Source organism: Microbacterium sp. JAI119, from assembly GCF_013410135.1.
In the GTDB taxonomy this organism is placed as follows: Bacteria; Actinomycetota; Actinomycetes; order Actinomycetales; family Microbacteriaceae; genus Microbacterium; species Microbacterium oxydans.
Genome location: NZ_JACCCK010000001.1, coordinates 998,106 through 1,012,713, shown reverse-complemented (window position 1 = coordinate 1,012,713; position 14,608 = coordinate 998,106). Strand labels below are relative to the sequence as shown.

The window sequence follows — 14,608 nt, the reverse complement described above, 5'->3', positions numbered from 1 at the left end:
TGTAGGTTGCGGAGATGGAGCCGATCCGAGTGGGGCTCGTGGCGGACCCGGCTTCGCCCACCGTCGTCGCACGTCGGATGACCGATCTCACACCGCCGGTCGCCGCGCAGGCCGACGGCTGGATCGTCGAGCTCCTCAGCGAGCCGTTCACCCTCGGATCCGAAGACGTCGACGTCGCCCTCGAACGACTCCGCGCGCACGCCGAGCAGAACCGGTGGGACCTCGTCGTCGGCGTCACCGAGCTCCCGCTTCGCGACGACGACGGTCGCTATCTACTGGCGGCGATCGATCCTCGACGCCAGGCCGCGGTGCTGTCCCTGCCCGCACTGGGCGGTTACCGGGTGCAGAGCAGGGCCCGCCACGCAGTGCGTGGGCTCGTCAGCGGAATGGCTGCTCCCGCCTCGCCCGAGGAGCAGCGTCTGCCGCTTCCCCGCCTCAGCGCCCGGGGGCGCGTGCTGCGGGGCATGGTGCTGGCGAACCGTCCGTGGCTTCTCGCGGCCGGCCTCAAGTCCGCGCTGGTCGCAGCCCTGGCCACCGGGGCCGTGGCGACGATCGAGCCGACGGTGTGGTCGCTCGCCATCTCGCTGTCCGGCTGGCGCCTGGCGGCCGCGACCGTTGCCTCCATCGCGATCCTCATCGCCTGGATCGTGATCGACGGCAGGCTCTGGGACCGCCCGGACGACGACTCGACACAGGCGCGCGAGAGATCCCGCCTCTACAACACCTCGACGATCCTGACGCTGACCATCGGCATCATCATCTGCTACCTGGCGTTGTACGTGGTGAATCTGGCGTGGGCGCTCTTCGTGCTCGATACGACCGTGATGAGCGAAGCGCTCGGGCGGACGGTCGGCGTCGAGGATCTCTTCGTGCTCACGTGGTTCGTCGCATCGGCGGCGACGCTCGGCGGGGCTCTGGGCACGGGTTTGGAATCCGACGACGCGATCCGCGCCGCCACCTACTCGAAGCGTGAGGAGGATCGACGCGCCCGCCTGGCGGACGAGAGGAGCCGCGGGATCGAGTGATGCCACGGCTCCTCTCCCCGTCGATCGTCCGGGTCATCCGAAGGCGGAGATCGCCCCGAGTCCGAACACGACCGCAGACACCAGCCCGCCGAGCGCCAGGCGGATCACACGCCAGGTGAGTCGGCGGCGCGTCCGGATCCACGGGAGAGCGTCGACGCGCAGCACGAGCCCCACCACGCCACCGGCGGCGAGCGCGACGGCCGCGAACCACAGCGCGATCGACACGCCGGCCCAGCCCGTGGCGAAGTGCAGCACGGTGAACACGGCGAGGAGTCCGACGGATTCGGCGATGGCGGCCGTCCGGTCCGCGATCCGGAACCGCTTGATCCCCCACGCTCTGACGGCGTAGAGCGCGGAGAACGCCACGAGTGCGATGGCGAGGAACAGGTTCATTCGGTGATGCCCTTCTCGATGAGGTTCACAGCGACCCCCGGAAGCTGCGCCGCGGTGTTGGAGAGCACGATCGTGCCCCGGCCGCCCTCACGATCGAGGACGAGGAACGACGCGAAGCCTCCCGTCTGCCCGTTGTGCAGAGTCAACGTCGGGCCGTCCTCCTGATCGATGATCGTCCAGGCATACCCCTCGTCGATCCCACCCTTGCCGGGGTGGCGGTCCATGGCCGCTGCGCCGGGAACGGAACCGTCGAGAAGCGCACGAAGGTACTTCGTCATGTCGCCGAGCGTCGAGCGGATGCCGCCAGCGGGCGCGAACGCGGCGATCGACCAGGGCGCCTGAGGCACGCCGGTCGCAGAGTATCCGGTCGTCGGGTCCTGCAAGTCGGCCCCGTCGAGCGAGATCCTGCTCTGCGTCATCTGCAACGGGTCGAAGATCCGCTCCTGCAGGAGCGCCGGGTACTCGACACCCGCCCGTTCTGCGAGCGCCTGTCCGAGCAACGACATGCCCAGGTTCGAGTAACGGAAGGTCCCGGCGTCGGAGAGCTGCTGCCGGCCCGCCTGTTCGAGCAGATCGTTCACGCCGCCTCGGTACGGGTTGCTGTTGGTGATCGTGTCGAGCAGCACCCGCGGGGTGGATGCCTCGTCGAGGCTGGGGAGTCCTGAGGTGTGGTTCGACAGGCTCACCAGGGTCGCAGATCCCGCCGGAGTGCCGTCCAGGACCGGGAAGACCTTCGCCAGGGTCTCGGTCGGAGAGACTTCCCCGCGGTCGATCGCGATCGCGAACAGGTGGCCGGTGAAGGTCTTCGTCACCGAACCGATCTCGTACTCCGTGTCGTCATCGGCGCCGAAGCCGGTCGTGATCGCCGCGTCATCGGACCGCAGGTCGATGTACCCCACACTCAGGCGGTCGAGTGCCCCTTCGGCACGCGCGGTCCGCTCGACCGTCCGGGCGAGCGCAGCGTCGCCGCTCGAGTGCGGTCTGAGACTGGGGGAAGGTGGGGTCGCGATGATGCCGAGCGCGAGCACGATGCACCCCGCGACCGCGGCAGAGCCGATCGCGAGCAGGGAAGGTCTTGTCATACCTTCATGCCATCAAGGATCAGCGCCCCGCAGAAGTGCCCGCCTGTCATCGGATGCCGTTACAAAAGCCACGTGCTCGTGGGCTCCCCTCACGTTCGCGTCGCAGGTCGCTCATCTCGCAGAAAGGGCCGTGGGATGCGAACACCCCACGGCCCTTCTTCAGCCCCACCCGACCTAGGACGGGAGTCTGCCGAGACGACTTCTCAGAAGTCCCAGTCGTCGTCTTCCGTGGCCTCGGCCTTGCCGATGACGTACGACGAGCCCGACCCCGAGAAGAAGTCGTGGTTCTCGTCGGCGTTCGGCGAGAGCGCCGACAGGATGGCCGGGTTCACGTTCGTGACGCTGGAGGGGAACATCGCCTCGTAGCCCAGGTTCATCAGGGCCTTGTTGGCGTTGTAGTGCAGGAACTTCTTGACGTCTTCGGTCAGACCGACACCGTCGTAGAGGTCCTGCGTGTACTGCACCTCGTTGTCGTAGAGCTCGTACATGAGCGAGAACGTGTAGTCCTTGAGCTCATCGCGACGCGCCTGGGTCTCGTTCTCGAGGCCCTTCTGGAACTTGTAGCCGATGTAGTACCCGTGCACGGCCTCGTCACGGATGATGAGGCGGATCAGATCGGCCGTGTTCGTCAGCTTCGCCTTCGACGACCAGTAGATCGGCAGGTAGAACCCCGAGTAGAACAGGAACGACTCCAGCAGGGTGGAGGCCACCTTGCGCTTGAGCGGGTCATCGCCCTGGTAGTAGTCCATGATGATCTGAGCCTTCTTCTGAAGGTTCGGGTTCTCCGTGGACCAGCGGAACGCCTCATCGATCTCCTTCGTCGACGCGAGCGTCGAGAAGATCGAGGAGTAGCTCTTCGCGTGCACCGACTCCATGAACGCGATGTTCGTGTACACGGCCTCTTCGTGAGGAGTGATCGCGTCGGGGATCAGCGACACCGCACCGACCGTGCCCTGGATCGTGTCGAGGAGCGTGAGCCCCGTGAACACCCGCATGGTGAGCAGCTGCTCGTCGGGGGTGAGCGTGTTCCACGACTGCACGTCGTTCGACAGCGGCACCTTCTCCGGCAGCCAGAAGTTGTTCACCAGACGGTTCCAGACCTCGAGGTCCTTGTCGTCCTGGATACGGTTCCAGTTGATCGCCTGCACGCTGGAGACCAGCTTGAGTCTTTCGGGAGTCATTTTCTTCGTCGTTCCTCGGGGTTCGGCCGCGTTCTCAGGTCAGCAACAGGTCAGAGCATGCACGAGACGCACTCGGCCATGTCGGTGCCCTCGAGCGCCAGCTGACGCAGGCGGATGTAGTAGATCGTCTTGATGCCCTTGCGCCATGCGTAGATCTGCGCCTTGTTGATGTCACGCGTGGTGGCGGTGTCCTTGAAGAACAGCGTCAGCGACAGGCCCTGGTCGACGTGCTGCGTGGCCGCGGCGTACGTGTCGATGACCTTCTCGTAGCCGATCTCGTACGCGTCCTGGTAGTACTCCAGGTTGTCGTTCGTCATGAACGCCGCCGGGTAGTAGACGCGGCCGAGCTTGCCTTCCTTGCGGATCTCGATCTTCGACGCGATCGGGTGGATCGACGACGTCGAGTTGTTGATGTACGAGATCGAGCCGGTCGGCGGCACCGCCTGCAGGTTCTGGTTGTAGATGCCGTGCTTCTGGATCGACGCCTTCAGCTCGGCCCAGTCGTCCTGTGTCGGGATGTGCTTGCCTGCGAACAGCTCCTTGACCTTCTCGGTCTCGGGAACCCAGGCGCGGTCGATGTACTTGTCGAAGAACTCCCCCGACGCGTAGGTCGAGTCCTCGAACCCGTCGAACGTCGTGCCGCGCTCGATCGCGAGCTTGTTAGACGCGCGCAGCGCGTGGAACAGCACCGTGTAGAAGTAGATGTTCGTGAAGTCGATGCCCTCTTCGGAGCCGTAGTACACGTGCTCGCGAGCGAGGTAGCCGTGCAGGTTCATCTGGCCCAGGCCGATGGCGTGCGAGCGGTCGTTGCCGTCCTCGATCGAACGCACCGAGCCGATGTGGCTCTGGTCGCTGACCGCGGTCAGTGCCCGGATCGCGGTCTCGACGGTCTGGCCGAGGTCGTCGGCGTCCATCGACAGCGCGATGTTCATCGAACCGAGGTTGCAGGAGATGTCCTTGCCGATGTTGTCGTACGACAGGTCGTCGTTGTACGTGGTCGGCGTGTTCACCTGCAGGATCTCGCTGCAGAGGTTGGACATGTTGATCCGACCCTTGATCGGGTTGGCCTTGTTCACCGTGTCTTCGAACATGACGTACGGGTAGCCGGACTCGAACTGGATCTCGGCGACGGTCTGGAAGAACTCGCGCGCGTTGATCTTGGTCTTCTTAATGCGCGGGTCGTCGACCATCTCGCGGTACTTCTCGGTGACCGAGATGTCGCCGAACGGAACGCCGTAGACCTTCTCGACGTCGTACGGCGAGAACAGGTACATGTCCTCGTCGTTCTTGGCGAGCTCGAACGTGATGTCGGGCACGACGACGCCCAGCGACAGCGTCTTGATGCGGATCTTCTCGTCGGCGTTCTCCCGCTTGGTGTCGAGGAAGCGCATGATGTCGGGGTGGTGCGCGTTGAGGTACACCGCGCCGGCGCCCTGACGCGCACCGAGCTGGTTGGCGTAGCTGAAGCTGTCTTCGAGGAGCTTCATGACCGGGATGATGCCCGAGGACTGGTTCTCGATCTGCTTGATCGGCGCACCCGACTCGCGGATGTTCGACAGCAGGAGTGCGACGCCGCCACCGCGCTTGGAGAGCTGCAGCGCGGAGTTGATGCCGCGGGCGATCGACTCCATGTTGTCTTCGATGCGCAGGAGGAAGCAGCTGACGAGCTCGCCGCGCTGCGCCTTGCCGGCGTTGAGGAAGGTGGGGGTCGCCGGCTGGAAACGACCGGAGATGATCTCCTCGACGAGGGCCACGGCGAGCTTCTCGTCGCCGTCGGCGAGACCGAGGGCGGTCATGACGACGCGGTCCTCGAAGCGCTCGAGGTAGCGCTTGCCGTCGAACGTCTTGAGCGTGTAGCTCGTGTAGTACTTGAACGCGCCGAGGAACGTCTCGAAGCGGAACTTCTTGCCGTAGGCGAGGTCGTTGAGCTTCTGGATGAACTCCATCGAGTACTTCTCGATGACGGCGCCCTCGTAGTACTCCTTCTCCACGAGGTAGTCCAGGCGCTCCTTGAGCGAGTGGAAGAACACCGTGTTCTGGTTCACGTGCTGCAGGAAGTACTCCCGCGCGGCTCGCTTGTCGGCGTCGAACTGGATCTTCCCGTTCGCGTCGTACAGGTTGAGCATCGCGTTGAGGGCGTGATAGTCGAGACCCTCGTAGGAGGGGTTCGCCTTGAATGCCACTGTCTCGGTCACTGAAGCTGCCACCGTCGTTCCAATCCGTCGCTCACGCGATCCACATCGTCTTGTGTGCCGAAGATCTCGAGCCGATACAAGTGAGGCACGTGGCACTTGCGGCTGATGATGTCACCGGCGAGGCAGAAGGCATCGCCGAAGTTGGTGTTCCCCGCGGAGATCACTCCGCGGATGTGGCGTCGGTTGCGCTCGTCGTTGAGAAACCGGATCACCTGTTTCGGAACGGCGCCCTTCTCGACGCCGCGCCCCGCTCCCCCGCCGTAGGTGGGGGTGACCAGCACGAAGGGCTCGTCGATGACGAGGTCTTCTTCGTTCCGGTGGAGGGGGATGCGTCGGGACGGGAACCCGAGCTTCTCGATGAAACGCGCGGTGTTACCCGAGACGCTCGAGAAGTAGACCAGGAGCGGCGCTGCGGTCGCGACGGCGCTCATGGTGCGTCACGCCAGACGGGACGCGAGCTCGTCGATCTTGTCGGGGCGGAAGCCCGACCAGTGGCCCTCGTCGGTGACGACGACGGGTGCCTGCATGTAGCCGAGCGCCTTGACCTGCTCGAGCGCCGTCGGGTCTTCCGACAGGTCGAGGACCTCGTACTCGATTCCCTTGGCATCCAGGGCACGGTAGGTGGCGTTGCACTGAACGCAGGAAGGCTTGGTGTAGACCGTGATCGACATCTTTTTCGTAACCCCTCAAATCTCTGGCCTGCTTCTCATCAGGCTGTTTCCCGGTAGACCCCCTGCCGGGACTTCAATACTACATATGGGGACCGACATTGGGGGCGACCACAAGGGGTAGTAGTTACATCCGTGTAGTTATCCACCGTTCTCAACAGATACAACACAGGTTCTCCACCGTTTCTTCCACAGGCCGAGCCCCCTTCCGAAGGCAGGCGAACCGCGTGAAATCGCGGCTGGGAAGCCCCTGTGAGCGATCCATCCACAGGGGGCACGTTACGACGCCCCACCGACATTCGGATTCCTGTGGAATTCACCCTTCGGCGTGTCGCGGGCGTGTCGCGGATCGCCCCATCCGCGACCGGCCCCGCGGGCCGGTACCGTTGTCTGGTGGCGGGATATCGGGATCTTCTTCGCACGCCGGGAGTGGCGCGCATGATCGCTGCTCAACTGACCGCGCGCTTCCCCAACGGGATGATGTCGCTGGCGATCCTGCTGCACGTCGAGCAGCAGACCGGCTCCTACGGGTCCGCTGGTCTCGTCCTCGCCGCGACCAGCGTCGGCCAGGCGATCGCCGGCCCCATCACCAGCCGTTGGATGGGCGCCTGGGGCATGCGTCGAGTGCTCACTCTCACCCTGTCGGTGTGTGTGGTGGCCGTACTGTGTCTGGCTCTGCTTCCGCTCGAGGTGCCGGGGTACATGGCGCTCGGGATGATCGCCGGCCTCTCCACCCCACCGGTACAGGCCGCCGTGCGCACGATCTACCCCAAGCTCGTGAACTCCTCGAACCTCACCCCGCTGTTCTCCCTCGACGCGTCGCTGCAGGAGATCATCTGGGTGCTCGCGCCCGTCGTGATCACACTCGTCTCGACCCAGATCGGCACCGCCGAGGGTCTGCTGCTGGTCGCGATCATCCTCGTCGGCGGCGGCGCGTGGTTCATCCTCTCCCCCGAGGTCGGGCGGGTGCGCATCCCGCGCAGCCGCAACGCCCTCGGAAAAGTCGTGCTCAAGCCGCCCGTGATGCTGGCGACCGTGATCGGGTTCCTCCTGATCGGAGCCTGCGCCGCCGTCGAGGTCGGCGTCGTGGCGACCTTCGAGCACGGAAGCCTCGCCGCCGGACTCGTCCTCGCCGTGTTCTCGGCCGGAAGCCTCGCCGGTGGTCTCGCCTTCGGCCACATCCCCATCGGGCCCTGGGCCATGGCCCGCCGTCTGCTGATCGTCACGATCGGCCTCGGGCTGACGATGGTCATGCTCAACGTGTTCTGGCTGGGCGGCACCCTCATCCTCGCCGGCATCGGCATCGCGCCCGCCCTGGCGGTGCTCTTCGCGATCACCTCGGCCAGCGTGAAGTTCAGCGAGACCGCTGAGGCCTTCGGCTGGGCCGGCACCGGACAGCTCATCGGCGCCGCCGCCGGTTCCGCTGTCGCCGGCTTCCTCGTGGATGTGGGCGACTGGCGCGGCGCCTACCTCGCCGCCACCATCTTCGCCGCGGTCGGACTGATCGTGGCCGTCGTCTTCGTCCGTTCCTTCCCGGACCTGCGTCACCGCGACGCGAGCCCCCACCCCGACACCGAACCCCTGGCGGTCACCCCCTCATGAGCTCTCCCTCCTCCTCCTTCCCCGAGATCGTCTGCATCGGCGAGACCATGGCGCTGATCACTCCGACCGACTCCCGGCTCGCCGAAGCCGCCGAGGCGTCGGTCGGACTCGCCGGCGCGGAGTCCAACGTGGCCGCCGGCGTCGCCTCGACGGGACACCGCGTCGCCTGGGCATCCCGCCTCGGCGCCGATCCGCTCGGAGACCGCATCGCCTCCGAGCTCGAACGCCGCGGGGTGGAGCTGTGGGTCGAGCGCGACGACTCCGCCCCGACCGGGGTCATGTTCAAGGACCCGGGCGCGGAGTCCTCCTCCGTCTACTACTACCGCAGCGGATCAGCCGCTTCGCGCATGGAGCAGGGGTTCCTCGACCCCTCCCGCCTCGACGGGGTGCGCATCGTGCACACCACCGGGATCACGCCAGCACTGTCGGCCTCGTGTCGGCAGATGGTCGACCGGCTCTTCACCGATGCACGCGCAGCCGGCGCCCTCGTGTCGTTCGATGTGAACGACCGTCGTCCCCTGTGGAGCAGGGACGATGCCGCCGAGACGCTCGCCCGCCTCGCCGACGCCGCGGACATCACCTTCGTCGGCCGCGATGAGGCCGAGCGCATCTGGGGGACGGTGACCCCGACCGAGATCCGCGCGTTCCTGCCGAACTGCGCCCTGCTCATCGTCAAGGACGGCGATGTCGGCGCCACGGCGTTCGAGGGGGAAGCCGAGCCTGTCTTCGTCCCCGCCCCCGTGGTCGACGTCGTCGAGCCGGTCGGCGCCGGGGATGCCTTCGCCTCCGGTTTCCTCGCGGCGACCCTCGACGGAGAAGACCTCACCTCACGCCTCTCCGCCGGTCACGCGGCCGCGGGGCGCGTGCTGACCATCGCGGCCGACCTCCCGCCTCTGGTGCCACTGCGCTGATGCGCGCGAGACTGCGCGCTCCGGGGACCCCGGCACGTCCCCGGTCATAGGCTGGGGGCATGGCCGCACCGCTCACTCTTCCCCGCCTCTCGTGGGGGTCGCCGTCGGCCTCCCGTCGCGCCCTTCTGGTGCACGGTCTCGGGTCTTCAGGCGCACTGATGTGGCGTCTCGGCGACGCTCTCGCCGACGCGGGCTGGCACGCGACCGCCGTCGACCTCCGCGGGCACGGCGACGCTCCGCGTTCCCTCGACTACTCGGTCTCCGCCTATGGGGCCGACCTCGCCGAGACCATCCCCGACGGCGACCGTGCCTGGGATGCCGTCATCGGTCACTCGCTCGGTGGCGCGGCCAGCACGGTCGCCGCGGCCTCCAGCCCGGAGTGGACCCGACGCCTCGTGCTCATCGACCCGGCGATCCACGTGGACGGTCGCGACGCCGCGATCATCCGCCGGAGCCAGGAACGCGCGTTCGCCGACACCCGGATCGAGGTCGTGCAGCAGGAGCATCCGCACTGGCATCCGCAGGATCAGGAGCTCAAGGTCGACGCCGTGCGGCGTGCGAGCGCGTGGGCCGTGGAGCAGACCAGCGCCCAGAATCGACCATGGGACGTGCGCGCAGAAGCGGCGCGCCTGACGGTCCCCACGCACGTGATCGGCGCGGATCCCGCCGTCTACAGCATCTTCACGGGAGAGCTCGCCGACGAGGTGCTCGCCGCGAACCCCCTCATCTCCCTATCGGTGGTCGAGGGTGCAGGGCACTCCCTGCACCGCGACCGCCCGGAGGAATCGGTACGGCAGCTTCTGGAGGCACTGGCATGACATTCGATCCCGCAGCATTCCTTCCCGACGCCCTCCTCGAGCGCATCCGCGAGCGCGCGCCGATCCACGACCGCGAGAACACCTTCCCTCAGCAGGACCTGGACGAGTTACGGGCTGCCGGGTACCTGTCGATCCTGGTGCCACGAGAGCGCGGTGGCGCGGGACTCGGGCTGGCCGAGGCCGCGATCCTGCAGCAGCGCCTGGCGGGGGCGGCCCCGGCGACAGCCCTGGCCATCAACATGCACCTCGTCTGGACGGGCGTCGCGAAGGTCTTCTCCGACCGCGGGGTCCCCGGCCTCGAGTTCGTGCAGGACGGCGCCGTCGCTGGTGAGGTCTTCGCGTTCGGCATCAGCGAGGGCGGCAACGACCTGGTGCTGTTCGGCAGCGACACGGCGGCTGAGCCGGACCGGGACGGCGGCTACTCCTTCACAGGAACGAAGATCTTCACCTCCCTCGCCCCGGTCTGGACGCGCCTGGGCCTGCACGGTCTCGACACCACCAGCCCCGATGCCCCGAAGCTGGTCTTCGCCTTCGTTGAGCGGACAGATGCCGTCACCACCTCCGACGACTGGGACACCCTCGGCATGCGGGGCACGCAGAGCAGGACCACCCGGCTGAACGGCGCCGTGTCCGACGCCGCCCACGTCGTGCGACGCATCGATCCGGGGCCCAGCCCCGACCCGATCGTGTTCGGGATCTTCTCGGTCTTCGAGATCCTGCTCGCCTCCGTCTACACGGGGATCGCCCGGCGAGCGTTGGAGCTCGCGGTGGCCACGGCGCAGAAGCGGCATTCGAAGAAGACCGGGCTCGCGTACAGCCAGGATCCCGACATCCGCTGGCGCATCGCCGACATGGCCATCGCCTACGACGCGCTGCCCCCGCAGATCGCCGCGCTCGCACGCGATGTGGATGAGCGCGTCGATCACGGCGCGCGGTGGTTCCCCCAGCTCTCCGGTGTCAAGCATCGGGCGATCACGATGGCCAAGCACGTCGTCGACGAGGCGATGCTCGTCGCCGGCGGCGGGTCGTACTTCTCGGCCAACGAACTCTCGCGCCTCTACCGCGACGTTCTGGCCGGAGCGTTCCACCCGTCCGACCCCGAGTCCGCGCACTCCACGGCGGCGAGCGCCTGGCTGGGGCCGCTCGAGAGCTGAGATTCCTGCCGATTCCGCTGGACGAATAGCCAGATTCCACGAAATCGGTTGCTCAGCGCATCGTGGAGTGCGAGGATCGCACCATGAGTCCGGCGAAGAAGCACCCTTCCCTCGATGCGGTCTCGAAGACGATCGTCGAGCTGCTCCAGGAGGACGGACGACGTTCGTACTCCGAGATCGGCCGCACCGTCGGGATGAGCGAAGCCGCCGTGCGCCAGCGCGTGCAGCGGCTCACCGAGTCCGGCGTGATGCAGATCGTCGCCGTCACCGACCCGATGCAGCTGGGCTTCCACCGCCAGGCCATGATCGGCGTGCGCGTGTCCGGCGACGCCCGCCGCGTCGCCGAGGCCATCGCCGCCATCGACGCCGTCGACTATGTGGTCATCACGGTCGGATCCTTCGATGTCCTCGCCGAGGTGGTCTGCGAGGACGACGACGACCTGCTCGCGCTGATCAACGACGTCATCCGCCCGATCGACGGCGTCCTCTCCACCGAGACCTTCATCTACGCCAAGCTGCAGAAGCAGCTCTACAACTGGGGGACCAGATGAGCACCGCACGCACCATACCTTCCGAGTCCGCACTGCAGACGATGGCGAAGGACCATCTCTGGATGCACTTCACCCGGCAGTCCACGATGGCCGAGTCTGGCGTGCCCATCATCGTCAAGGGCGAGGGGCACCGCATCTGGGATGCCAAGGGCAAGGAGTACTTCGACGGGCTCGCCGGCCTCTTCGTCGTGAACGCAGGGCACGGTCGACGTCGACTGGCCGAGGCTGCCGCGGCGCAGGCTTCCGAGCTGGCGTTCTTCCCCCTGTGGTCGTACGCGCACCCGGCCGCGATCGAGTTGGCCGATCGTCTCGCCGACGAGGCGCCGGGCGACCTCAACAAGGTCTTCTTCTCCACCGGCGGCGGCGAGGCGGTCGAGACCGCGTTCAAGCTCGCCAAGCACTACTGGAAGCTGCAGGGCAAGCCCGCCAAGCACAAGGTCATCTCGCGGTCGGTGGCCTATCACGGCACGCCGCAGGGAGCCCTGGCGATCACCGGCATCCCCGCGATGAAGTCGATGTTCGAGCCGATCACCCCCGGTGGCTTCCGTGTGCCGAACACCAACGTCTACCGCGCGGCCGAGATGGGCGGACCCGCCGACGACCTCGAAGCGTTCGGACGCTGGGCGGCCGACCGCATCGAGGAGATGATCCTCTTCGAAGGCGCCGACACGGTCGCCGCGGTCTTCCTGGAGCCGGTGCAGAACTCCGGCGGCTGCTTCCCACCCCCTCCCGGCTACTTCGCCAGGGTGCGCGAGATCTGCGACCGTCACGACGTGCTGCTCGTCTCGGACGAGGTCATCTGCGCCTTCGGGCGTCTCGGTCACACCTTCGCCTGCACGGGTCTCGGCTACGTGCCCGACATGATCACCTGCGCCAAGGGCATGACCAGCGGGTACTCCCCGATCGGCGCGACGATCGTCAGCGACCGCATCTACGAGCCCTTCTCGAAGGGCGACCTGTCCTTCCCGCACGGCTACACGTTCGGCGGGCACCCGGTGTCAGCCGCGGTCGCGCTGGAGAACCTCGCGATCTTCGACGAAGAGGGACTGAACGCGCACGTGCGGGAGAACTCCCCGCTGTTCCGTGCAGAGCTCGAGAAGCTGCTCGACCTGCCGCTGGTCGGCGACGTGCGCGGCGACGGCTACTTCTTCGGCATCGAGCTCGTGAAGGACAAGGGCACGAAGGAGACCTTCGACGATGCCGAGTCCGAGCGGCTGCTGCGCGGCTTCCTGTCCCCCGCCCTGTTCGAGGCCGGGCTGTACTGCCGCGCCGACGACCGCGGCGACCCTGTGATCCAGCTCGCACCGCCGCTCACGGTCGGACCGTCCGAGTTCCGTGAGATCGAGCAGATCCTGCGGGATGTGCTGACGCGCGCGCAGTCCGTACTCTGACCGTCCCGGCCACGACGGCGCCACGACGGCGAGGACGCAGGGTCAGGCCACGGGCGTCGCGCTCCGCCTCGCCAGCAGTGCGAGATGGAGCGCGGCGAGCGTCTCCCCGTCGTCGAGGTCCGCGTCGAGCAGATCGCCGATCAACGTGAGGCGCTGATAGAAGACCGACCGCGAGAGGTGACTGGCGTTCGCCGCCGCTGATCGATTCCCGGGGTGTGCGACGAGCGCCGACAGCACGTCGATCAGGTCTCCTCGGCGCTCCCGGTCGTACGACACGACCGGCGCCAGCATCCGCTCGCTGTGCGCGAGAAGGCGATGGTCGTCGCGCAGCGAGGCGACGAACCGCTCCAGCGGACGGTCGTCGACGCGCCGCACGCGGGGACCGCTGTCCGAACGGTCGCTCGCCGCCAGATCGCGCGCGGCCCGAAGCGAGGCGAGCAGCCCCAGCACGTCATCCGCAGGGGGCCCCACGAAGACCGTGCGGTCGGGGCCGACGAGGCTCGCGACGATCGCATCCGTCAGCGGAGCGGATGCCGGCAGCGACAGCAGTGCGACATCGTCGTCACCCACCCGCGCGGCGACCACCGCGACCCCGGCCCTGGCCGCGCGGTGCGCGAGGTGCACCGCGGATTCCGTGCCGCGTGCCACGATGCCGTGGCAGTGCCGCCCCGCGAGCATGAAGCCGCTGGTCGCGAGACGGGCCTGGATGTCATCCGGACTCGCGAAGCGGGCGCCGAGCAGATCGTCGATGAGGCCGCGCTGCGCGAGCAGCGACCATTCGGAGTCACCGCCGTCCGCGAGGCATCCGAATGCGAGGGCCGTGGCCCCCTGTTCGAGCACGGTGAGCCGGCCGGCAGGATGCGCAGGTCCGGGGAGTGCGAGGAGGGTCCCCCACCGCACGCCGCGCGCCTGTACGGGCACACGGTCGGCCGAGCGCAGCTTCCCCAGCGCCTCCGCGACCGGCATCCGCAGGGTCTCGTGCGCGATCACCTCACGCGCCAGGTTCTCCAGTACGACGGGTGCGCCGAGCGCTCTCGCCGTCTCCGCGACGACGACGTCGGCCGGAGCTCCGCGCAGGCTGAGCGCCGTGAAGAGCTCGTGCAGGTGCTGGCGTTCGCGCAGGGCCATGGTCTGCGCCGCGATCAGCGCGCGGTGCACGGTCTCCGTGACCGTGACGAACTTGATCTCGCTGGTGAGTGCGATCAGTGCGAGCCCGCGCTCCGTGCACACCTCGACGACGGCCTCCGGGATGCGCGCCTGGCCAGAGCCGAGCTCGACCACGATACCCGCGACCCCGGCCTGATGCAGTCCGACGGCGAAAGCACGCAGTTCCGCCGGAGCGGTCGGCCAGCCGGCCCCGGTGCTGAGCAGGAGCTCCCCGCCGTCGAGCAGACGGGCGACACCGGCACTGTCGGACACGTGCACCCAGCGCACGGCGGCATCGAGCGCCCCACCGCCGACGATCACCTCCGGAGCGCCCGCCTGCAGCACGGGCTCCGCGAGGACGTCGGCGACCGTGAGGAGGGCGTCGCCACGAACCGGACGATCTGTCCGGATGGAGCGGAAGTCCTGACGTTCTGACATCACGACCAGCTCCTCGGCTCTGTGATCATTGAGGAGCACAAGCCTATCGGACA

At 67.4% G+C, this 14,608-nt stretch carries 14 protein-coding genes; 7 read left to right on the top strand and 7 right to left on the bottom strand.

Annotated elements, in window-relative coordinates:
• Positions 1 to 14 precede the first annotated feature (14 nt).
• Positions 15 to 1,025 carry a hypothetical protein gene (locus tag HDC31_RS05000; protein WP_179515867.1) on the top strand — a complete coding sequence of 337 codons (1,011 nt, stop codon included), beginning with the start codon at positions 15 to 17 and terminating at the stop codon, positions 1,023 to 1,025.
• Between the two features lie 33 nt (positions 1,026 to 1,058).
• Here HDC31_RS05000 and HDC31_RS04995 read toward each other — a convergent pair whose 3' ends face one another.
• The 6 genes from HDC31_RS04995 to nrdH form a co-directional block, all read right to left on the bottom strand.
• Positions 1,059 to 1,418, bottom strand: coding sequence for a hypothetical protein (locus HDC31_RS04995; RefSeq protein ID WP_113681738.1), 360 nt, complete (start codon positions 1,416 to 1,418; stop codon positions 1,059 to 1,061).
• The gene (locus HDC31_RS04990) at positions 1,415 to 2,500 is read right to left on the bottom strand and encodes a serine hydrolase (RefSeq protein ID WP_113681737.1); all 1,086 of its coding nucleotides are present in this window, start codon (positions 2,498 to 2,500) and stop codon (positions 1,415 to 1,417) included. Before HDC31_RS04990 ends, HDC31_RS04995 begins: the two co-directional genes overlap by 4 nt.
• Before the next feature lie 203 nt (positions 2,501 to 2,703).
• A complete protein-coding gene (gene nrdF, locus HDC31_RS04985; protein WP_045263442.1) occupies positions 2,704 to 3,681 on the bottom strand; it encodes a class 1b ribonucleoside-diphosphate reductase subunit beta in 978 nt (325 codons plus the stop codon).
• A 50-nt stretch (positions 3,682 to 3,731) separates the two neighbouring features.
• Complete coding sequence (nrdE, locus tag HDC31_RS04980; protein ID WP_046749771.1) at positions 3,732 to 5,876, bottom strand: class 1b ribonucleoside-diphosphate reductase subunit alpha; 2,145 nt, start codon at positions 5,874 to 5,876, stop codon at positions 3,732 to 3,734.
• Complete coding sequence (nrdI, locus tag HDC31_RS04975; RefSeq protein ID WP_045263440.1) at positions 5,873 to 6,307, bottom strand: class Ib ribonucleoside-diphosphate reductase assembly flavoprotein NrdI; 435 nt, start codon at positions 6,305 to 6,307, stop codon at positions 5,873 to 5,875. The genes nrdE and nrdI overlap by 4 nt, the downstream gene beginning before the upstream one ends.
• A 6-nt stretch (positions 6,308 to 6,313) precedes the next feature.
• Positions 6,314 to 6,547 (bottom strand): glutaredoxin-like protein NrdH, encoded by a 234-nt coding sequence (nrdH, locus tag HDC31_RS04970; protein ID WP_045263439.1) that lies wholly within the window; start codon positions 6,545 to 6,547, stop codon positions 6,314 to 6,316.
• A 435-nt stretch (positions 6,548 to 6,982) separates the two neighbouring features.
• On the opposite strand from nrdH, the gene HDC31_RS04965 reads away from it, so the two are divergent.
• From HDC31_RS04965 to HDC31_RS04940, 6 genes are all read left to right on the top strand, one after another.
• On the top strand, positions 6,983 to 8,146 hold the full coding sequence (locus HDC31_RS04965) for an MFS transporter (protein WP_046749772.1): 1,164 nt from the start codon (positions 6,983 to 6,985) through the stop codon (positions 8,144 to 8,146).
• The gene (locus tag HDC31_RS04960; RefSeq protein WP_113681736.1) at positions 8,143 to 9,057 is read left to right on the top strand and encodes a sugar kinase; all 915 of its coding nucleotides are present in this window, start codon (positions 8,143 to 8,145) and stop codon (positions 9,055 to 9,057) included. Before HDC31_RS04965 ends, HDC31_RS04960 begins: the two co-directional genes overlap by 4 nt.
• Positions 9,058 to 9,116: 59 nt before the next feature.
• On the top strand, positions 9,117 to 9,875 hold the full coding sequence (locus HDC31_RS04955) for an alpha/beta fold hydrolase (protein WP_046749774.1): 759 nt from the start codon (positions 9,117 to 9,119) through the stop codon (positions 9,873 to 9,875).
• The gene (locus tag HDC31_RS04950) at positions 9,872 to 11,029 is read left to right on the top strand and encodes an acyl-CoA dehydrogenase family protein (RefSeq protein ID WP_113681735.1); all 1,158 of its coding nucleotides are present in this window, start codon (positions 9,872 to 9,874) and stop codon (positions 11,027 to 11,029) included. Before HDC31_RS04955 ends, HDC31_RS04950 begins: the two co-directional genes overlap by 4 nt.
• An 83-nt stretch (positions 11,030 to 11,112) precedes the next feature.
• The gene (locus tag HDC31_RS04945; RefSeq protein ID WP_045263434.1) at positions 11,113 to 11,580 is read left to right on the top strand and encodes an Lrp/AsnC family transcriptional regulator; all 468 of its coding nucleotides are present in this window, start codon (positions 11,113 to 11,115) and stop codon (positions 11,578 to 11,580) included.
• The gene (locus HDC31_RS04940) at positions 11,577 to 12,971 is read left to right on the top strand and encodes an aspartate aminotransferase family protein (protein ID WP_179515866.1); all 1,395 of its coding nucleotides are present in this window, start codon (positions 11,577 to 11,579) and stop codon (positions 12,969 to 12,971) included. The genes HDC31_RS04945 and HDC31_RS04940 overlap by 4 nt, the downstream gene beginning before the upstream one ends.
• A 42-nt stretch (positions 12,972 to 13,013) precedes the next feature.
• Here the strand turns inward: HDC31_RS04940 and HDC31_RS04935 are convergent, their stop codons facing one another.
• Complete coding sequence (locus HDC31_RS04935) at positions 13,014 to 14,555, bottom strand: PucR family transcriptional regulator (protein ID WP_179516089.1); 1,542 nt, start codon at positions 14,553 to 14,555, stop codon at positions 13,014 to 13,016.
• Positions 14,556 to 14,608 lie beyond the last annotated feature (53 nt).

Coding starts and splice junctions, on each gene's coding strand:
- HDC31_RS04950 (WP_113681735.1), top strand. CDS start 9,872: ATGACATTCGATCCCGCAGCATTCCTTCCCGACGCCCTCCTCGAGCGC.
- HDC31_RS04990 (WP_113681737.1), bottom strand. CDS start 2,500: ATGACAAGACCTTCCCTGCTCGCGATCGGCTCTGCCGCGGTCGCGGGG.
- HDC31_RS04935 (WP_179516089.1), bottom strand. CDS start 14,555: ATGTCAGAACGTCAGGACTTCCGCTCCATCCGGACAGATCGTCCGGTT.
- HDC31_RS04940 (WP_179515866.1), top strand. CDS start 11,577: ATGAGCACCGCACGCACCATACCTTCCGAGTCCGCACTGCAGACGATG.
- nrdH (WP_045263439.1), bottom strand. CDS start 6,547: ATGTCGATCACGGTCTACACCAAGCCTTCCTGCGTTCAGTGCAACGCC.
- HDC31_RS04945 (WP_045263434.1), top strand. CDS start 11,113: ATGAGTCCGGCGAAGAAGCACCCTTCCCTCGATGCGGTCTCGAAGACG.
- nrdF (WP_045263442.1), bottom strand. CDS start 3,681: ATGACTCCCGAAAGACTCAAGCTGGTCTCCAGCGTGCAGGCGATCAAC.
- HDC31_RS04995 (WP_113681738.1), bottom strand. CDS start 1,418: ATGAACCTGTTCCTCGCCATCGCACTCGTGGCGTTCTCCGCGCTCTAC.
- nrdI (WP_045263440.1), bottom strand. CDS start 6,307: ATGAGCGCCGTCGCGACCGCAGCGCCGCTCCTGGTCTACTTCTCGAGC.
- HDC31_RS04960 (WP_113681736.1), top strand. CDS start 8,143: ATGAGCTCTCCCTCCTCCTCCTTCCCCGAGATCGTCTGCATCGGCGAG.
- HDC31_RS05000 (WP_179515867.1), top strand. CDS start 15: ATGGAGCCGATCCGAGTGGGGCTCGTGGCGGACCCGGCTTCGCCCACC.
- HDC31_RS04965 (WP_046749772.1), top strand. CDS start 6,983: ATGATCGCTGCTCAACTGACCGCGCGCTTCCCCAACGGGATGATGTCG.
- HDC31_RS04955 (WP_046749774.1), top strand. CDS start 9,117: ATGGCCGCACCGCTCACTCTTCCCCGCCTCTCGTGGGGGTCGCCGTCG.